Raw genomic sequence first — 14,441 nt, 5'->3', positions numbered from 1 at the left:
GAAGCCGGGTCCGTGTGCCCGCTCAGCGGCGGGCGGAGCGGGCCATCCCCAGCAGGCGACCGAAGATCGCCTCGCCGTCGTCCGCGATGCCGTCATGATGGAACTCGTCGGACTCCCACACCTGCAGGCCGCGGACGGCGGCCGCGGTTTCCAGGGAGAGCTCGCGGTCCACGTAGATGTCGTCCGTGTACACGGCCGCAGCGACGGGCACGGTGTTGAAGGCCAGCCGCTCCGGATCGTAGAGCGGGCCCCAGTCGTCCTTCTCGGCTAGCAGCCGTGCCACGCCCTGCAGCGGGCGCAGGGCCGGGTCCTGCTCGAAATACCAGGGGTAGACCATTTCACCGGTCAGGAGCGGCTCCGCGGCGTCGGGGCGGAATTCGGGGAATTCCGCCAGGACCCGCCAGGCGGCCCAGTCGGTAGCCGCGGACTGGCCGTAGATGGATTCGTGCATCAGCGCGTACAGGGGGTTCGAGGCCCGGGACACGAGGCCCCGGACCTGTTCCAGGAACGCGTCCGAGAGGCGGTCGCCGTCGGGTGTGGCCACAAAGGCGTCCTCGAGCAGGTGGTGGAGCGCATCCACCCGGGTATTGCCACCCAGGAAGGAACCCACCATCTGGAAGCGCTCCACGGTGAGGCGGCCGCCGTCGGGCAGGAATTCCTCCGTCTCCCGCAGATGCCCGGCGATCCGGGTGACGGCGGCACGGTCCTCGGGGTACCAGCTGAAGTACTCGGCGTTCCGGGCCGCGACGCGCTGAAACGTTGCCCGGTACACGCGGTCCGCGGAGCCGCCCAGCGGGGCAAGGCCGCCGGTCACGAGCACCTCGCGCAGCCCCTCGGGCGCGAAGGAGAGGTAGCTGAGGGCGCAGAATCCGCCGTAGCTCTGGCCGTAGACGGTCCAGGGCGCGGCGCCCAGGGCCGACCTGATGGCCTCGGCGTCGGCGACGATGGAGTCGGCGCGGAAGTGCGTCAGGTAGCGGGCCTGCGCCGCATCGCTGCCGCGCAGGGGCAGCGTGTTGCGGTCGATTGCCGAGGACAGGCCGGTGCCGCGCTGATCCAGCATGAGGATCCGGAAGTCCCGTGCCGCGGCCTTGCTCCAGCCGCCCAGGGACGGCAACCGGTTACCGCGCCCGCCGGGGCCGCCCTGCAGGTAGAGCAGCCAGGGAAGCTCGGCCGCCGCTTCCTCGCTGTGCTCGGTGGACACGTATTCGCGGGCGAACACCGTGATGGTCTCGCCGCGGCGTCCGTCCTCGCTGAAGTGGTCCAGGGGTACCTGGAAGTAGTGTTCCGCGGTGCGCATGCCGCGGTAGGTGTGGCGCGCCCGGACGTGGCGCCGGACGCTGGATCCGGACTCGAGGAGGGCGGCTCCCATGAGCCCCGTCACCGGAAGATCAGCCACGGGTGGCCTCCTCGCGGACGCCTGCACGGAAATCGTCCGAGCCCGCGCCGGAGCCGCCGAAAGCTTCCAGCGCGGCGCCGGTGAGACGGAAGGTGGACCATTCGTCCATCGGGGCCGCGCCGAGCTTCCTGTAAAAGTTGATCGAGGGCTCGTTCCAGTCCAGGACGCTCCATTCGACCCGCGCGTACCCGCGGCTGACGGCGGTGGCGGCCAGATGCTGGAGCAGTGCCTTGCCATGGCCCTCGCCCCGGGCCTCGGGCCGGACGTAGAGATCCTCCAGGTAAATCCCGTGGACGCCTTCCCACGTGGAGTAGTTCAGGAACCAGAGGGCGAAACCGCGGACCTCGCCGTCGGCATTTTCCGCCATGGTGGCGAAGACCCGGGGGTTCTCGCCGAACAGGACCCCGGTGAGCATCTCGGGGGTGTTCCGGACGGCGTCCGGTTCCTTCTCGTAGATGGCGAGGTCGTGGATCATCTGCAGGATGGCAGGGACGTCATGCGGGGCGGCAGGCCGGATTACACTCATTGTTCGAGTTTACTCGGGGCATCTGCCGGGCGGGTGACGGACTTCGCGGGTGCCCGTGCCGCATGCCAGACACTGGGCGCAGTCCCGCTAGAGGCGGTTGACGTCCGTGACGCGGACGACGGCGGTCCCGGACTCGTCCGAGGCCGCCAGGTCCACCTCGGCGGAGATGCCCCAGTCGTGGTGGCGGGCCGGGTCATCGAAGATCTGCCGGACCTTCCACACCCCGGGTTCCTCGGTGATGATCAGGAGCCCCGGGCCGCGGGCGTCCGGGCCGGTGCCGATGTCGTTGTGTTCGTCGAAGTAATCATCCAGCGCATCCTCCCAGCGTTCCGCGTCCCAGCCGGACCCGGCGTCGAGCTCGCCCAGGGCCGTGGCGGCTTCATCGGCGAAGAGCTCCACGCGGCGGAACATCTCGTTGCGCACCATCACCCGGAAGGCCCGGACGTTGGAGGTCAGCGACGGCGGCGGGGGCGGGGGAGCGTCATGCGGGGTGGGCGCGGCGCCGGAGGTCAGCTCTTCCCACTCGTCGAGCAGGCTGGAATCAACCTGCCGGACCAGTTCGCCCAGCCAGGCGATGAGATCCTCCAGGTCCTCCCGGAGGGCGTCCTGCGGGACGGTCTGCCGGAGTGCCTTGAAACCGTCGGCGAGGTAGCGCAGCACGATCCCCTCGGAGCGGGCCAAGCCGTAGAACTGCACGAATTCGCCGAAGTTCATGGCGCGCTCGTACATGTCCCGGACCACGGACTTGGGGGCAAGTTCAAAGTCGCCCACCCACGGGGCGGCCTTGCGGTAGACCTCAAAGGCCTCGCCGAGGATCTCGGCGAGCGGCTGCGGGTACGTGACTTCCTCGAGCATCGCCATGCGCTGGTCGTACTCGATGCCGTCGGCCTTCATCGCCGCGATGGCTTCGCCGCGCGCCTTCTTCTGCTGGGCCGACAGGATCTGGCGCGGCTTCTCCAAGGTCGCCTCGATCACGGACACGACGTCCAGGGCGTACGACGGCGACTCCGGGTCCAGGAGTTCCAGCGCTGCGAGGGCGAAGGGGGACAGTGGCTGGTTGAGGGCGAAGTTGGCCTGCAGGTGGACCGTGAGCCGGACCGTGCGGCCGTCCGGCCCCTGCTCCTGAAGCGGGATGCGCTCCACGACGCCGGCAGCGAGCAGTTCGCGGTAGATGCCCAGGGCCTTCTTCATGAGCCGCAGCTGCGAGGACCGGGTCTCGTGGTTCTCGGTGAGCAGGCGCCGGGCGGCCTGGAACGGGTCGCCGGGACGTTCCATGAGGTTCATCAGCATCGCGTGCGTCACGGTGAAACTGGACGTGAGCGGGTCCGGCACCGACTCCACGAGCCGCTTGTAGGTCGGTTCGCCCCAGGATACAAAGCCTTCCGGGGGCTTCTTCTTGACCACCTGGCGCAGCTTCTTCTGGTCGTCGCCGAACTTGGCGGTGGCCTTGGCCATCGCCTTCACGTTTTCGGTCACGTGCTCCGGGGCCTGGACCACCACGGTCCCGGCGGTGTCATAGCCGGCGCGTCCGGCCCGCCCGGCGATCTGGTGGAACTCGCGGGAGTTCAGCAGCCGGGTGCGCACGCCGTCGTACTTGCTCAGTGCCGTGAGCAGCACGGTGCGGATCGGCACGTTGATGCCCACCCCGAGGGTGTCGGTGCCGCAGATGACCTTCAGCAGGCCGGCCTGGGCGAGCTGCTCCACAAGCCGGCGGTATTTGGGCAGCATGCCGGCGTGGTGGACGCCGATCCCGTGCCGGACCAGCCGGTTGAGGGTCTTGCCGAAGCCCGCGGCGAAGCGGAACCCGGCGATGAGCTCGGCAATCTTGTCCTTCTCGTCGCGGGTACAGACGTTGATGCTCATCAGGTTCTGTGCCCGGTCGATCGCCTCGACCTGGCTGAAGTGCACCACGTAGACCGGGACCTGCTTGGTGGCGAGCAGCTCTTCGAGGGTCTCGTGGACCGGAGTCTGTTCGTAGTAGTAGTGCAGCGGAATAGGGCGTTCGGCGGAACTGACGGTCGTCGTCGGACGGCCGGTCAGGGCGCTGATCCCTTCCTCGAAGCGGCTGACATCGCCGAGCGTCGCCGACATCAGCAGGAACTGCGCCTGGGGCAGTTCCAGCAGCGGCACTTGCCACGCCCAGCCGCGCTGCGGGTCGGAGTAGAAGTGGAACTCGTCCATGATGACGGCACCGAGTTCAGCCGCCGAACCCTCGCGCAGGGCAATGTTGGCCAGGATTTCGGCGGTGCAGCAAATGATGGGCGCGTCCTGGTTGACGCCGGAGTCACCGGTGATCATGCCGACGTTCTCGGCCCCGAAGATCTCGCAGAGGGCGAAGAACTTCTCCGAGACGAGGGCCTTGATCGGGGCGGTGTAGTAGCTGCGCTGTCCGCGGGCCATGGCCTGGAAGTGCGCGGCAATGGCCACGAGGGACTTACCGGACCCGGTGGGCGTGGCCAGGATGACGTTGGACCCGGCAGCCAGCTCCATGATGGCTTCGTCCTGGGCGGTGTAGAGGGCGAGGCCGCGGGTCTCCGTCCACTCGACAAACCGGGTGTAGAGCTCGTCCGGGTCCAGGGCCGTCCTGCCGGAAATTCGGGCGGCCGGGGCGGGGAGCTGATCAACGAGTTTCATTGCTGTCCAGCTTAGTGCCCGCATGCTGCCGGCGGCACCGGCGGGCTGGTGCGCCGCGCCCGCCGGATGCGTGGCTCCTTGGCTGGCCAACATTGCCGGGGCTACGCTTCGGGTAGGACAACAGCGCCGCGGACTGGAGGTAGCCGTGAAATGGGATCCCGAAAAGTATGTGCAGTTCGGTGATTACCGGGACAGACCGTACTTTGACCTCACGGGGCGGATCCACGCCGAAGCCCCGCGGCACGTCGTCGACCTCGGCTGCGGCCCGGGCAACCTGACCGCAACTCTCGCGGACCGGTGGCCGGGGGCACAGGTGGTGGGCCTGGATTCCTCGCCGGAGATGTTGGCCAAGTCGAGGGACCATGCGGCCGCGGCCCCCAACCTCTCCTATGAGCTGGCCGACATCGGGCACTGGCTGCCCTCCGGCGAGACCGATGTGGTGGTCACCAACGCCGCCCTGCAGTGGGTGCCCGGACACCGCGAATTGTTGCCCGCGTGGCTTGATGCCCTCAAACCGGGGGCCTGGTTCGCGCTACAGGTGCCGGGGAACTTCAACGCCCCCTCCCACACCCTGATGCGGGAGCTGGCCGAGTCTCCGGCGTGGGCCGGGCGGCTCGCCGGGGTCCTGCGCCACGACGACGTGGTGGGGGAGGCGGCGGAATACCTCGACATCATGCTCGACGCCGGTTGCGCCGCCGATGCGTGGGAAACCACCTACCTGCAACTGCTCCCGGGCGCCCACCCTGTCCTGGAGTGGGTCCGCGGGACGGGGCTCAGGCCGGTCCTGGCCGCCCTTCCGGCAGACGAGGCCAGGGACTTTGAGGCCGAGTACTCGGCGCGACTGGACGAGGCGTATCCGGCGGGCCGGCACGGGACCGTCTTCCCGTTCCGGCGCACCTTTGCGGTGGCGCAAAAGCGCGGGTGAGAGGCGTGTCTGCCGGTTGACACGAGGCACTCCGGAATGGGGCTTACAATGACGTGGCGGCGTGGGGGCGGCCGTTAGGCTGATTCCTATTCCGAGCCCTGGGCAAGTGATGGAGGTTCGGTGCTAGTAAGCCTGATGGCGCGGTTACTGTCCGCGCATAAGGGGAGCGTGCTGGCCATCGTTGTGCTCCAGCTCGTGCAAACCACCGCCAACCTGCTCCTGCCCACCCTGAACGCCGCGATCATCGACGACGGCATCATCGGCGGGGACACGGGGGAAATCCTCCATCTGGGCGGCTGGATGGCCGGAATCGCCGCCGTGCAGGTGGCTACGGCTATCGCGGCCGGTTACCTGGGCGCCGTCGTCGCCATGGAGCTTGGCGGGCAGCTGCGCGGGGAACTCTTCGCGAAGGTGCAGTCCTTTTCCTCCCAGGAGGTGGGGGTCTTCGGTGCGCCCAGCCTCGTTACCCGGGCCACGAACGACGTCGCCCAGATCCAGAACCTCGCAGTCCTGGTCTTCACCATGCTGATCGCGGCCCCTGCCATCTTCATCGGCGGCATCGCGCTGGCCGTGCACCAGGACGTCGTGCTGTCCTGGATCGTGGTCGCCGTGATTCCGATCCTCACGGTGATCATGACGGTGATCGTGCGCCGCCTGATTCCGCTGTATCGCGAGGGCCAGGGGCTCCTCGACAGGATCGGCCGGGTGCTGCGCGAGCAGATCATCGGCGCCAACGTCATCCGCGGCTTCGTCCGGCAGGACCACGAAATCCGCCGCTTCGACGAAGCCAATAAGGACCTCACCCGGAACAACCTGCGCTCCGCCCTGCTGGTGGCCGGGATGATGCCGATGATCATGCTGGTGGTCAACCTGTCCTCCGTATGCGTGGTGTGGTTCGGCGGCCACCGGATCGACGCCGGCGAAATGCGGCTCGGTGCCCTCACCGCGTTCATCGCCTACATCCTGCAAATCCTGATCGCCATCATGATGGCGATGTACGTGTTCATGACCGCCCCGCGGGCCGCGGCGTGCGCGGAACGGATCCGCGAGGTGCTGGACACGAAACCGGCCATCGCGGACCCGGCTGCCCCCGCCGGGGCGCACGCCGCCCCTGCCCGGCCCGAAAATGAGGCACAGCCCGAAAATGAGGCACAGCCCGGACATGCCGCACAGCCCGAAGATGTGGCCCGGCCCGGACATGCCGCACGCCCGGTGAGCACGTCGCATGCCCGTCATACTGCCCGCCCCGCAAACGCCGTCGAGTTCCGCAACGTGTCCTTCGCCTATCCCGGCGCCGAGGAGCCCGTGCTCGACGGCATCACATTCACCGCCGCCCCCGGGACCACGACGGCGATCATCGGCGCGACCGGCAGCGGCAAGACGACCCTCCTGAACCTGATTCCCCGCTTCCTCGACGCGACCGGCGGCGAGATCAGCATCGGGGGACGCAATGTGCGGGCCATGCCGCTGGAGGCCCTGCGGGGCCTCATCGCCATCGTCCCGCAGCACTCCTACCTCTTCTCCGGCACGGTCGCTGAAAACCTTCGCCTGGGTTCACCGGCCGCCGCCGATCCGGACTTGTGGCAGGTACTCGAGTCCGCCCAGGCAGCCGACTTTGTCCGCGCCCTGCCCCTCGGGCTCGACGCGCCCGTCAGCCAGGGCGGCACCAACTTCTCCGGCGGCGAACGCCAGCGCCTGTGCATCGCCCGGGCACTGCTCAAAGATTCGCCGGTCTACCTGTTCGATGACAGTTTCTCCGCCTTGGACTACGGGACCGATGTCCGGCTCCGTGCGGCGATCGAGCCTCTGCTGGAGCGGGCCACTGTGCTGATCGTCGCCGAACGGGTGGCAACGATCGTGGACGCCGGGCTGATCCTCGTGCTGGAGGACGGTCGCCTTGTCGCGCAGGGCACACACGCCGAACTCATGGAGTCCTCGCCAAGCTACCGGGAGATCGCCGCGTCCCAGCTCGTGCTGGAGGAAACCCTGTGAGCCGCGGCCGGGCATCGGGCATGGAGTCCGCCGCGCTGGCCGGGGCCAAGGAGCGCTCCAAGTGGCGCGCCGCAGCCCGGCTGCTGGGCCTGTTGCGGCCCCTGAAGTGGCGGATGGCCGGTGTCATCGCGGCCACCTGCGCGTTCGTGACGCTCAACGTCGCCGCCCCCAAAGTCCTGGGTGACGCCACCGACGTCGTGGTCGCAGGATTCCTCGGCGGCGCCCTCGACGAACAGGCGCTGGCCGGGCGGCTCCTGACGGTGTCCGCCCTGTACGTCGGGGCGTCCCTCTTCAGCTGGATCCAGGGCGCCCTGACCGCCACGGCCGTGCAGCGGCTCAGCTACGGGCTCCGCGGTTCCGTGGAGCAAAAACTCCATGTGCTGCCGTCCAGCCATTTCGAGGAGCAGCGCCGCGGCGAGGTGCTCAGCAGGGCCACGAACGACGTCGACAACATCTCCCAGGCGCTCAACCAGCTCCTCAACCAGCTGATCATGTCCGTCCTGATGCTTTCCGCCGCACTCGCCATGATGCTCTGGCTCTCGCCGCTGCTGGCGCTGATCGCGGTCCTCTCGGTGCCGGTGTCGACGGTCATCACCGTGTTCGTGGCCAAGCATTCCCAGGCGCACTTCACGGAACAATGGAGCAGTACCGGGGCGCTGCACGCCCAACTCGAAGAATTCTTCACGGGGCATGAAGTGGTCAAGGCCTTCGGCCGGCAGGAGGAGTCGGCGGCGAGCTTCCGGGACTGCAACGACAAACTCACGCGGTCCAGCGCCCGCGCCCAGTATCTGTCCGGCATAGTGCAGCCGCTCATGGTGTTCGTCGCCAATCTCAACTACATTGCCGTGGCCGTCGTGGGGGCGCTCCAGGTCACCACCGGGGCCATGACGATCGGCGGCATCCAGGCTTTCATCCAGTTCTCCCGCCTTTTCAGCCAGCCGATGGGCCAGATCGGCGGAATGCTGACCCTCCTGCAGTCCTGCCTCGCCTCCGCGGAGCGTGTCTTTGAGCTGCTTGATGCTCCCGAGATCCCGCCGGACAGCGCCCTGCCGGCCGCTGCGGCCAACGGCGGCGGCAGGCTTCACGGCGCCGGCACCCCGCTCACGGTCCATAGCCCGCCCAAGATCCATACCCCGCGCAAGACCAATGGCCGGCACAAGTTCAACGGCAGACGCAAACCCCGGGACCTGCGGGAAGCCAACGCTCCGCTGACGCCGGGCACGGCCGCGGGCCGCGTCACGTTCGAGCACGTCAGCTTCAGCTACAGCCCCGGCACCCCCGTGGTGAAGGACCTGTCCTTCACGGTGGAGCCGGGACAAACCGTGGCAATCGTGGGACACACCGGCGCCGGCAAGACCACCGTGGTGAACCTCCTGATGCGCTTCTACGAACTCGACTCGGGCCGGATCCTGGTGGACTCGACCGACATCGCCACCATCCCGCGGGACGAGCTGCGGTCCGTCTTCGGCACGGTCCTGCAGGATGCGTGGCTGTTCACCGGCAGCATCCGCGAGAACATCGAGTACGGCCGGCCGGGGGCCACCGACGCCGAGATCGTCGCGGCGGCCCGGGCGAGCCATGTGGACCAGTTCGTCAGGGCACTGCCGGCCGGGTACGCCACTATGCTCGGCAACGACGGCGACACCCTGAGCCGGGGGCAGTGCCAGCTCGTCTCGATCGCGCGGGCGCAGCTCGCCGGCCGCAGCATCCTGGTGCTGGATGAGGCGACGAGTTCCGTTGACAGCCGAACCGAGGTGCAGATCCGGCATGCCATGGAGCGGCTTCGCCAAGGTCACACTAGCTTCGTGATCGCGCACCGTTTGTCCACGGTCCGGGACGCTGATCTAATTCTCGTCATGGACCACGGACGGATCGTTGAACACGGCACCCATCAGCAGCTGATGGCCGGGAGCGGGCTCTACAAGGATTTGTACGACGCACAGTTCGCCGGTCGCGAACAGGTGCAGGCCGTCGGGGAGCCGGAACAGTGAGCCCCGCGGACACCGCGGGGGAGCGTTTCCCCGGTGCCTGGCGGACCAATCCGGCCAGCTCCGTCCCGCTCTTCGAACAGCTCCGGCTGTACGTCATTGAACGCGCCGATAACGGCACGCTCGCACCGGGTACCCGGCTGCCGGCCGTGCGGAGCCTCGCCACCGAACTGGGCGTCGCACCCCACACTGTGGCCCGGGCCTACAAGGAACTCGAGGCCGCCGGCGTCGTCGTGACGCGGGGCCGGAACGGCACGGTCGTCTGTGCCCGCGATGCCGCCTGGAGTTCGCTGTCCGCCGCCGCGGCGGAGTTCGCGGCGGCCGCCAAAGCGCAGGGCGCGAGCTTCGCCGAGGCCGTGCAATTGCTGGCCGCCGCCTACGACCGCCACTAGCACATCCGGGCGGACCCCACGGCGAGCAGAATAGTTTTTCGAAGAAGTTTTCGATTAGCATTAGATTCGTGCCTAAAGCTGTAGCTGAAGATCCAGCCGTTGAAGTCCAGTCCGCCGTCGAACCGCTGGCAGCCCGGGAGGCCGTCCTGTCCCGTCCCGAGCTGAAACGCCCGGACATGACGCGCCTCGTCGTCAAGGGCGCGCGCGAACACAACCTGCGCAACGTGGACCTGGACCTGCCCCGCGATGCCATGATCGTGTTTACCGGCTTGTCCGGCTCCGGCAAGTCCTCCCTCGCGTTCGACACCATCTTCGCCGAAGGTCAGCGCCGCTACGTCGAATCTCTCTCCGCCTACGCCCGGCAGTTCCTGGGCCAGGTGGACAAGCCCGACGTCGACTTCATCGAGGGCCTCTCCCCGGCCGTGTCGATCGACCAGAAGTCCACGAGCAAGAACCCGCGCTCCACCGTGGGCACCATCACCGAAATTTACGACTACATGCGCCTGCTGTGGGCCCGCGTGGGCCGGCCGCACTGCCCCATCTGCGGCGAGCCCGTGGCCAAGCAGACCCCTCAGCAGATCGTTGACCAGCTGCTCGAACTCCCGGACGGCACGCGCTTCCAGGTGCTGGCACCCGTGGTCCGCGGCCGCAAGGGCGAATTCGTCGACCTCTTCAAGGAACTGACCGCCAAGGGCTACTCGCGGGCACGCGTCGACGGCGAGCTCGTCCAGCTGAGCGATCCGCCCAAGCTGGGCAAGCAGTTCAAGCACACCATCGAAGTGGTCGTGGACCGCCTCGTGGTCAAGGAAGGCATCAGCCAGCGCCTCACCGACTCCGTCGAAACCGCGCTCGGCCTGGCGGAGGGCCGCGTCCTGGCCGAATTCGTCGACCTCGACGCCGACGACCCCGAGCGGATCAGGGCGTTCTCCGAACACCTCGCCTGCCCCAACGAACACCCCCTGGCGATCGACGAGATCGAGCCGCGCTCCTTCTCGTTCAACAACCCGTTCGGCGCCTGTAGCGCCTGCAGCGGCATCGGCACCAAGCTGGAAGTCGATGAGGATCTCATCATCCCCAACCCGGAGCTCTCGCTGTCGGAGGGCGCCATTGCGCCGTGGTCGCTGGGCACCGCCACCACGGAGTACTGGAACCGGCTGCTGGGCGGCCTCGCAAAGGAACTCGGCTTCTCCATGACGACGGCGTGGGAAAAGCTCGACGCCGACGTCCGGCAGACCGTGCTGCACGGCAAGGACCATAAGGTCGTGGTGCAGTACCGCAACCGCTTCGGCCGGGAACGCAAGTACAGCACCGGCTTTGAGGGGGTCGTGCAGTACGTCCACCGCAAGCATGGCGAGACCGATTCCGACTCGGCGCGCGACCGCTACGAGGAGTACATGCGCCAGGTCCCGTGCCCGGCCTGCAACGGTGCACGCCTGAACCCCGCGTCCCTTTCGGTGCTGATCAACGGCAAGTCCATCGCCGAGGTCGCCGCGCTGCCCATGCGCGAATGCGCGCACTTCCTCGACAACCTCGTCCTCACGGGCCGCGAAGCGCAGATCGCCCACCAGGTCCTCAAGGAAATCCAGGCCCGGCTGACCTTCCTCCTCGACGTCGGACTCGAATACCTGAACCTGGAGCGGCCCTCCGGAACCCTGTCCGGCGGTGAAGCCCAGCGCATCCGGCTGGCCACCCAGATCGGCTCAGGGCTCGTGGGCGTGCTCTACGTCCTCGACGAGCCCTCCATCGGCCTGCACCAGCGGGACAACCGCCGCCTGATCGAGACCCTCACCCGGCTCCGGGACCTGGGCAACACCCTGATCGTGGTGGAGCATGACGAGGACACCATCCACGAAGCCGACTGGGTCGTGGACATCGGACCCGGTGCCGGCGAGCACGGCGGCATGGTGGTTCACTCCGGTTCGTACCAGGACCTGCTGAAGAACACGGAGTCCCTGACCGGCGACTACCTCTCCGGCCGGAAGTCCATCGAGGTACCGAAGAAGCGGCGGAAATACGACAAGAAGCGCGAGCTCAAAGTCGTCGGCGCCAAGGAAAACAACCTGCTCAACGTGGACGCAGCCTTCCCGCTGGGCCTCTTCACCGCCGTCACGGGCGTCAGCGGCTCCGGCAAGTCCACCCTCGTCAACGAGATCCTCTATAAGGTGCTCGCCAACAAGCTCAACGGTGCCAAGCAAGTGGCCGGCCGGCACAAATCCGTCCAGGGCCTCGAACACCTGGACAAGGTGGTGCACGTCGACCAGAGCCCCATCGGACGCACCCCGCGCTCGAACCCGGCCACCTATACCGGCGTGTTCGACCACATCCGGAAGCTCTTCGCCGAGACCACGGAGGCGAAAGTCCGCGGCTACCAGCCGGGCCGGTTCTCCTTCAACGTCAAGGGCGGCCGCTGCGAGGCCTGCTCCGGCGACGGCACCCTGAAGATCGAGATGAACTTCCTGCCTGACGTCTATGTCCCCTGCGAGGTCTGCCACGGCGCCCGGTACAACCGCGAAACCCTGGAGGTCCACTACAAGGGCAAGACGATCGCGGACGTGCTGAACATGCCCATCGAGGAAGGCGCCGAGTTCTTCGCGGCGTTCTCCCCGATCGCGCGGCATCTCAACACTCTTGTCGACGTCGGCCTGGGCTACGTCCGGCTGGGCCAGCCCGCCACCACGCTCTCCGGCGGCGAGGCCCAGCGCGTGAAGCTCGCGGCTGAGCTCCAGAAGCGATCCAACGGCCGCAGCGTCTATGTCCTGGACGAGCCCACCACGGGCCTGCACTTCGAGGACATCCGCAAGCTCCTCATGGTGCTGCAGGGCCTCGTGGAAAAGGGCAACACCGTGATCACCATCGAGCACAACCTCGACGTCATCAAGAGCGCCGACTGGATCGTGGACCTTGGCCCGGACGGCGGTTCGGGCGGCGGCCGGGTTGTGGCCTCCGGTACCCCGGAGCAGGTCGCAAAGTCGAGTGAAAGCCACACGGCGGCGTTCCTCGCCGAGCTCCTCGCCTGAGATCGGACCCCGTGCCGTGGGTGCGGGCCGGGAGCACCACTGGTGAGCGCTCCCGGTCTGCGGCACGGCCAAGTATTCCCCTGAGGTATTCGGCTGCCGTAACCCCCTGATGTATTCCTGAAGGAGTATGCGAATTTCTGGCATCCGTGCACTCGTGAGAAACTAAGCCGGTGACGCATACAACAGTGCCCGTGATCTTCGACCTCGACGGCACTCTTGTCGATCCGGCCGGGGGAATCACGGGCGGAATCGCCGCGGCCCTCACCGAACTCGGACTGCCGGTTCCGGGCCCTGCCCGGATGGACGAGATGGTCGGACCCAAACTGAGCCATTCCCTCACGGAAATCGCCGGCGTACCGGCAGCGCTCCTCGCGGACGTCATCCGGATCTATCGCCGGCACTACGTGTCCACCGGCATCGCGCAGAGCCGGCTGTACCCCGGAATCCGCGACCTCCTCGAAGGCTTCGTCGCCGCCGGGCGGCCCATCGCCGTCGCCACCCAGAAACCGGAGAGTCTGGCCCGCACCGTGCTGGAACACCACGGCATCGCCGGGCTCTTCCACAGCATTCGCGGCTCGGCCGCCGACGAGGCAGGCGCGGCAACGGACTCCGTCCCGGAAGGCAAGGCCGGCATCGTCGCCGCCGCGCTCTCGGACCTGGCTGCCGCCGTCCCGGCGACGGCCAGCCATGCCGTGATGGTGGGCGACCGTGCGCAGGACGTCGCCGGGGCCGCCGCGAACGGACTGGACTGCATCGGCGTAGGCTGGGGTTTTGCGCCCGACGGCGAACTGCACGCGGCCGGCGCCGTCGAGATCGTGCACACCACCACGGCGCTTCACGCAACGATCACCAGACTCTCCGAACGCCCGGGGACCGCAGCCCTGAACGAGGTGCACACCGATGGAAATGTTTGACGTAATCCGCTGGACCACGCGCGGGCTCATATCGTCCACGTGCCGTCCGACGGTCATCGGCCTGGAGAACGTGCCCAAGGAAGGCCCGTTTATCGTGGCCCCCAACCACCTCTCCTTCCTGGACAGCGTGATTGTCCAGGCCCTCATGCCGCGGCCCGTGGCGTTCTTCGCGAAGGCCGAGTACTTCACCACCGGCGGCGTCAAGGGCAAGGCCATGAAGTCCTTCTTCGAGGCCGTGGGCTCCATCCCCGTCGAGCGCGGCGAGCAGGCCGCCAGCGTCCAGGCGCTGAAGACGCTGCTGGACATCCTCGACGCCGGCCGCGGCGTGGGCATCTACCCCGAAGGCACCCGCTCCCGCGACGGCATCCTGTACCGAGGCCGCACCGGCGTCGGCTGGCTCGCCCTCACGACGGGCGCGCCGGTGATCCCGGTGGGCTTGATCGGCACGGAACACCTGCAGCCGGCGGACAGCAAAGCGGTCAAACCGCAGCACTTCACCATGAAGGTGGGCGAGCCGCTGTACTTTGAGAAGACGGGACCCGACCACTCGCTGCCGGCCCGCCGCCAGGTCACCGACCGCATCATGGACGCCATCGCGGAACTGAGCGGCCAGGAACGCTCCACCAGCTACAACCAGAGCAAGTCGGTCGAGTAGCG

10 protein-coding genes are annotated in these 14,441 nt (G+C 67.8%); 7 read left to right on the top strand and 3 right to left on the bottom strand.

Annotated elements, in window-relative coordinates; all coding sequences use genetic code 11:
- Positions 1–22 precede the first annotated feature (22 nt).
- The 3 genes from ACVWYS_RS09385 to ACVWYS_RS09375 form a co-directional block, all read right to left on the bottom strand.
- Positions 23–1,369, bottom strand: a complete 1,347-nt coding sequence (locus tag ACVWYS_RS09385; protein ID WP_456509042.1) for an alpha/beta fold hydrolase — start codon at positions 1,367–1,369, stop codon at positions 23–25.
- Positions 1,370–1,388: 19 nt separating this feature from the next.
- Positions 1,389–1,922, bottom strand: coding sequence for a GNAT family N-acetyltransferase (locus tag ACVWYS_RS09380; RefSeq protein WP_344367764.1), 534 nt, complete (start codon positions 1,920–1,922; stop codon positions 1,389–1,391).
- Between the two features lie 87 nt (positions 1,923–2,009).
- Complete coding sequence (locus ACVWYS_RS09375) at positions 2,010–4,556, bottom strand: DEAD/DEAH box helicase (RefSeq protein WP_456506548.1); 2,547 nt, start codon at positions 4,554–4,556, stop codon at positions 2,010–2,012.
- A 145-nt stretch (positions 4,557–4,701) separates the two neighbouring features.
- On the opposite strand from ACVWYS_RS09375, the gene ACVWYS_RS09370 reads away from it, so the two are divergent.
- From ACVWYS_RS09370 to ACVWYS_RS09340, 7 genes are all read left to right on the top strand, one after another.
- Entirely contained in the window at positions 4,702–5,481 is a 780-nt protein-coding gene (locus ACVWYS_RS09370) for a trans-aconitate 2-methyltransferase (protein WP_344367762.1), read from the top strand.
- A gap of 135 nt (positions 5,482–5,616) precedes the next feature.
- A complete protein-coding gene (locus ACVWYS_RS09365; protein ID WP_456509041.1) occupies positions 5,617–7,473 on the top strand; it encodes an ABC transporter ATP-binding protein in 1,857 nt (618 codons plus the stop codon).
- A gap of 20 nt (positions 7,474–7,493) precedes the next feature.
- Complete coding sequence (locus ACVWYS_RS09360) at positions 7,494–9,464, top strand: ABC transporter ATP-binding protein (protein WP_456510283.1); 1,971 nt, start codon at positions 7,494–7,496, stop codon at positions 9,462–9,464.
- On the top strand, positions 9,461–9,853 hold the full coding sequence (locus ACVWYS_RS09355; protein WP_344367760.1) for a GntR family transcriptional regulator: 393 nt from the start codon (positions 9,461–9,463) through the stop codon (positions 9,851–9,853). The genes ACVWYS_RS09360 and ACVWYS_RS09355 overlap by 4 nt, the downstream gene beginning before the upstream one ends.
- 68 nt (positions 9,854–9,921) lie before the next feature.
- Positions 9,922–12,870 (top strand): excinuclease ABC subunit UvrA, encoded by a 2,949-nt coding sequence (gene uvrA / locus ACVWYS_RS09350; protein ID WP_116765749.1) that lies wholly within the window; start codon positions 9,922–9,924, stop codon positions 12,868–12,870.
- Positions 12,871–13,040: 170 nt separating this feature from the next.
- The gene (locus ACVWYS_RS09345) at positions 13,041–13,784 is read left to right on the top strand and encodes an HAD hydrolase-like protein (protein ID WP_456509630.1); all 744 of its coding nucleotides are present in this window, start codon (positions 13,041–13,043) and stop codon (positions 13,782–13,784) included.
- Positions 13,771–14,439 (top strand): lysophospholipid acyltransferase family protein, encoded by a 669-nt coding sequence (locus tag ACVWYS_RS09340; RefSeq protein WP_344367758.1) that lies wholly within the window; start codon positions 13,771–13,773, stop codon positions 14,437–14,439. The genes ACVWYS_RS09345 and ACVWYS_RS09340 overlap by 14 nt, the downstream gene beginning before the upstream one ends.
- Positions 14,440–14,441: the final 2 nt, after the last annotated feature.

The sequence above is a fragment of the Arthrobacter sp. TE12231 genome, from assembly GCF_054062895.1.
This window is presented reverse-complemented; position numbering and strand designations above follow the sequence as displayed.

Excerpts from the sequence above, each read along its gene's own strand:
- ACVWYS_RS09360 (WP_456510283.1), top strand. The coding sequence starts at position 7,494 with ATGGAGTCCGCCGCGCTGGCCGGGGCCAAGGAGCGCTCCAAGTGGCGC.
- ACVWYS_RS09380 (WP_344367764.1), bottom strand. The coding sequence starts at position 1,922 with ATGAGTGTAATCCGGCCTGCCGCCCCGCATGACGTCCCTGCCATCCTG.
- ACVWYS_RS09385 (WP_456509042.1), bottom strand. The coding sequence starts at position 1,369 with ATGGGAGCCGCCCTCCTCGAGTCCGGATCCAGCGTCCGGCGCCACGTC.
- ACVWYS_RS09365 (WP_456509041.1), top strand. The coding sequence starts at position 5,617 with ATGGCGCGGTTACTGTCCGCGCATAAGGGGAGCGTGCTGGCCATCGTT.
- ACVWYS_RS09340 (WP_344367758.1), top strand. The coding sequence starts at position 13,771 with ATGGAAATGTTTGACGTAATCCGCTGGACCACGCGCGGGCTCATATCG.
- ACVWYS_RS09375 (WP_456506548.1), bottom strand. The coding sequence starts at position 4,556 with ATGAAACTCGTTGATCAGCTCCCCGCCCCGGCCGCCCGAATTTCCGGC.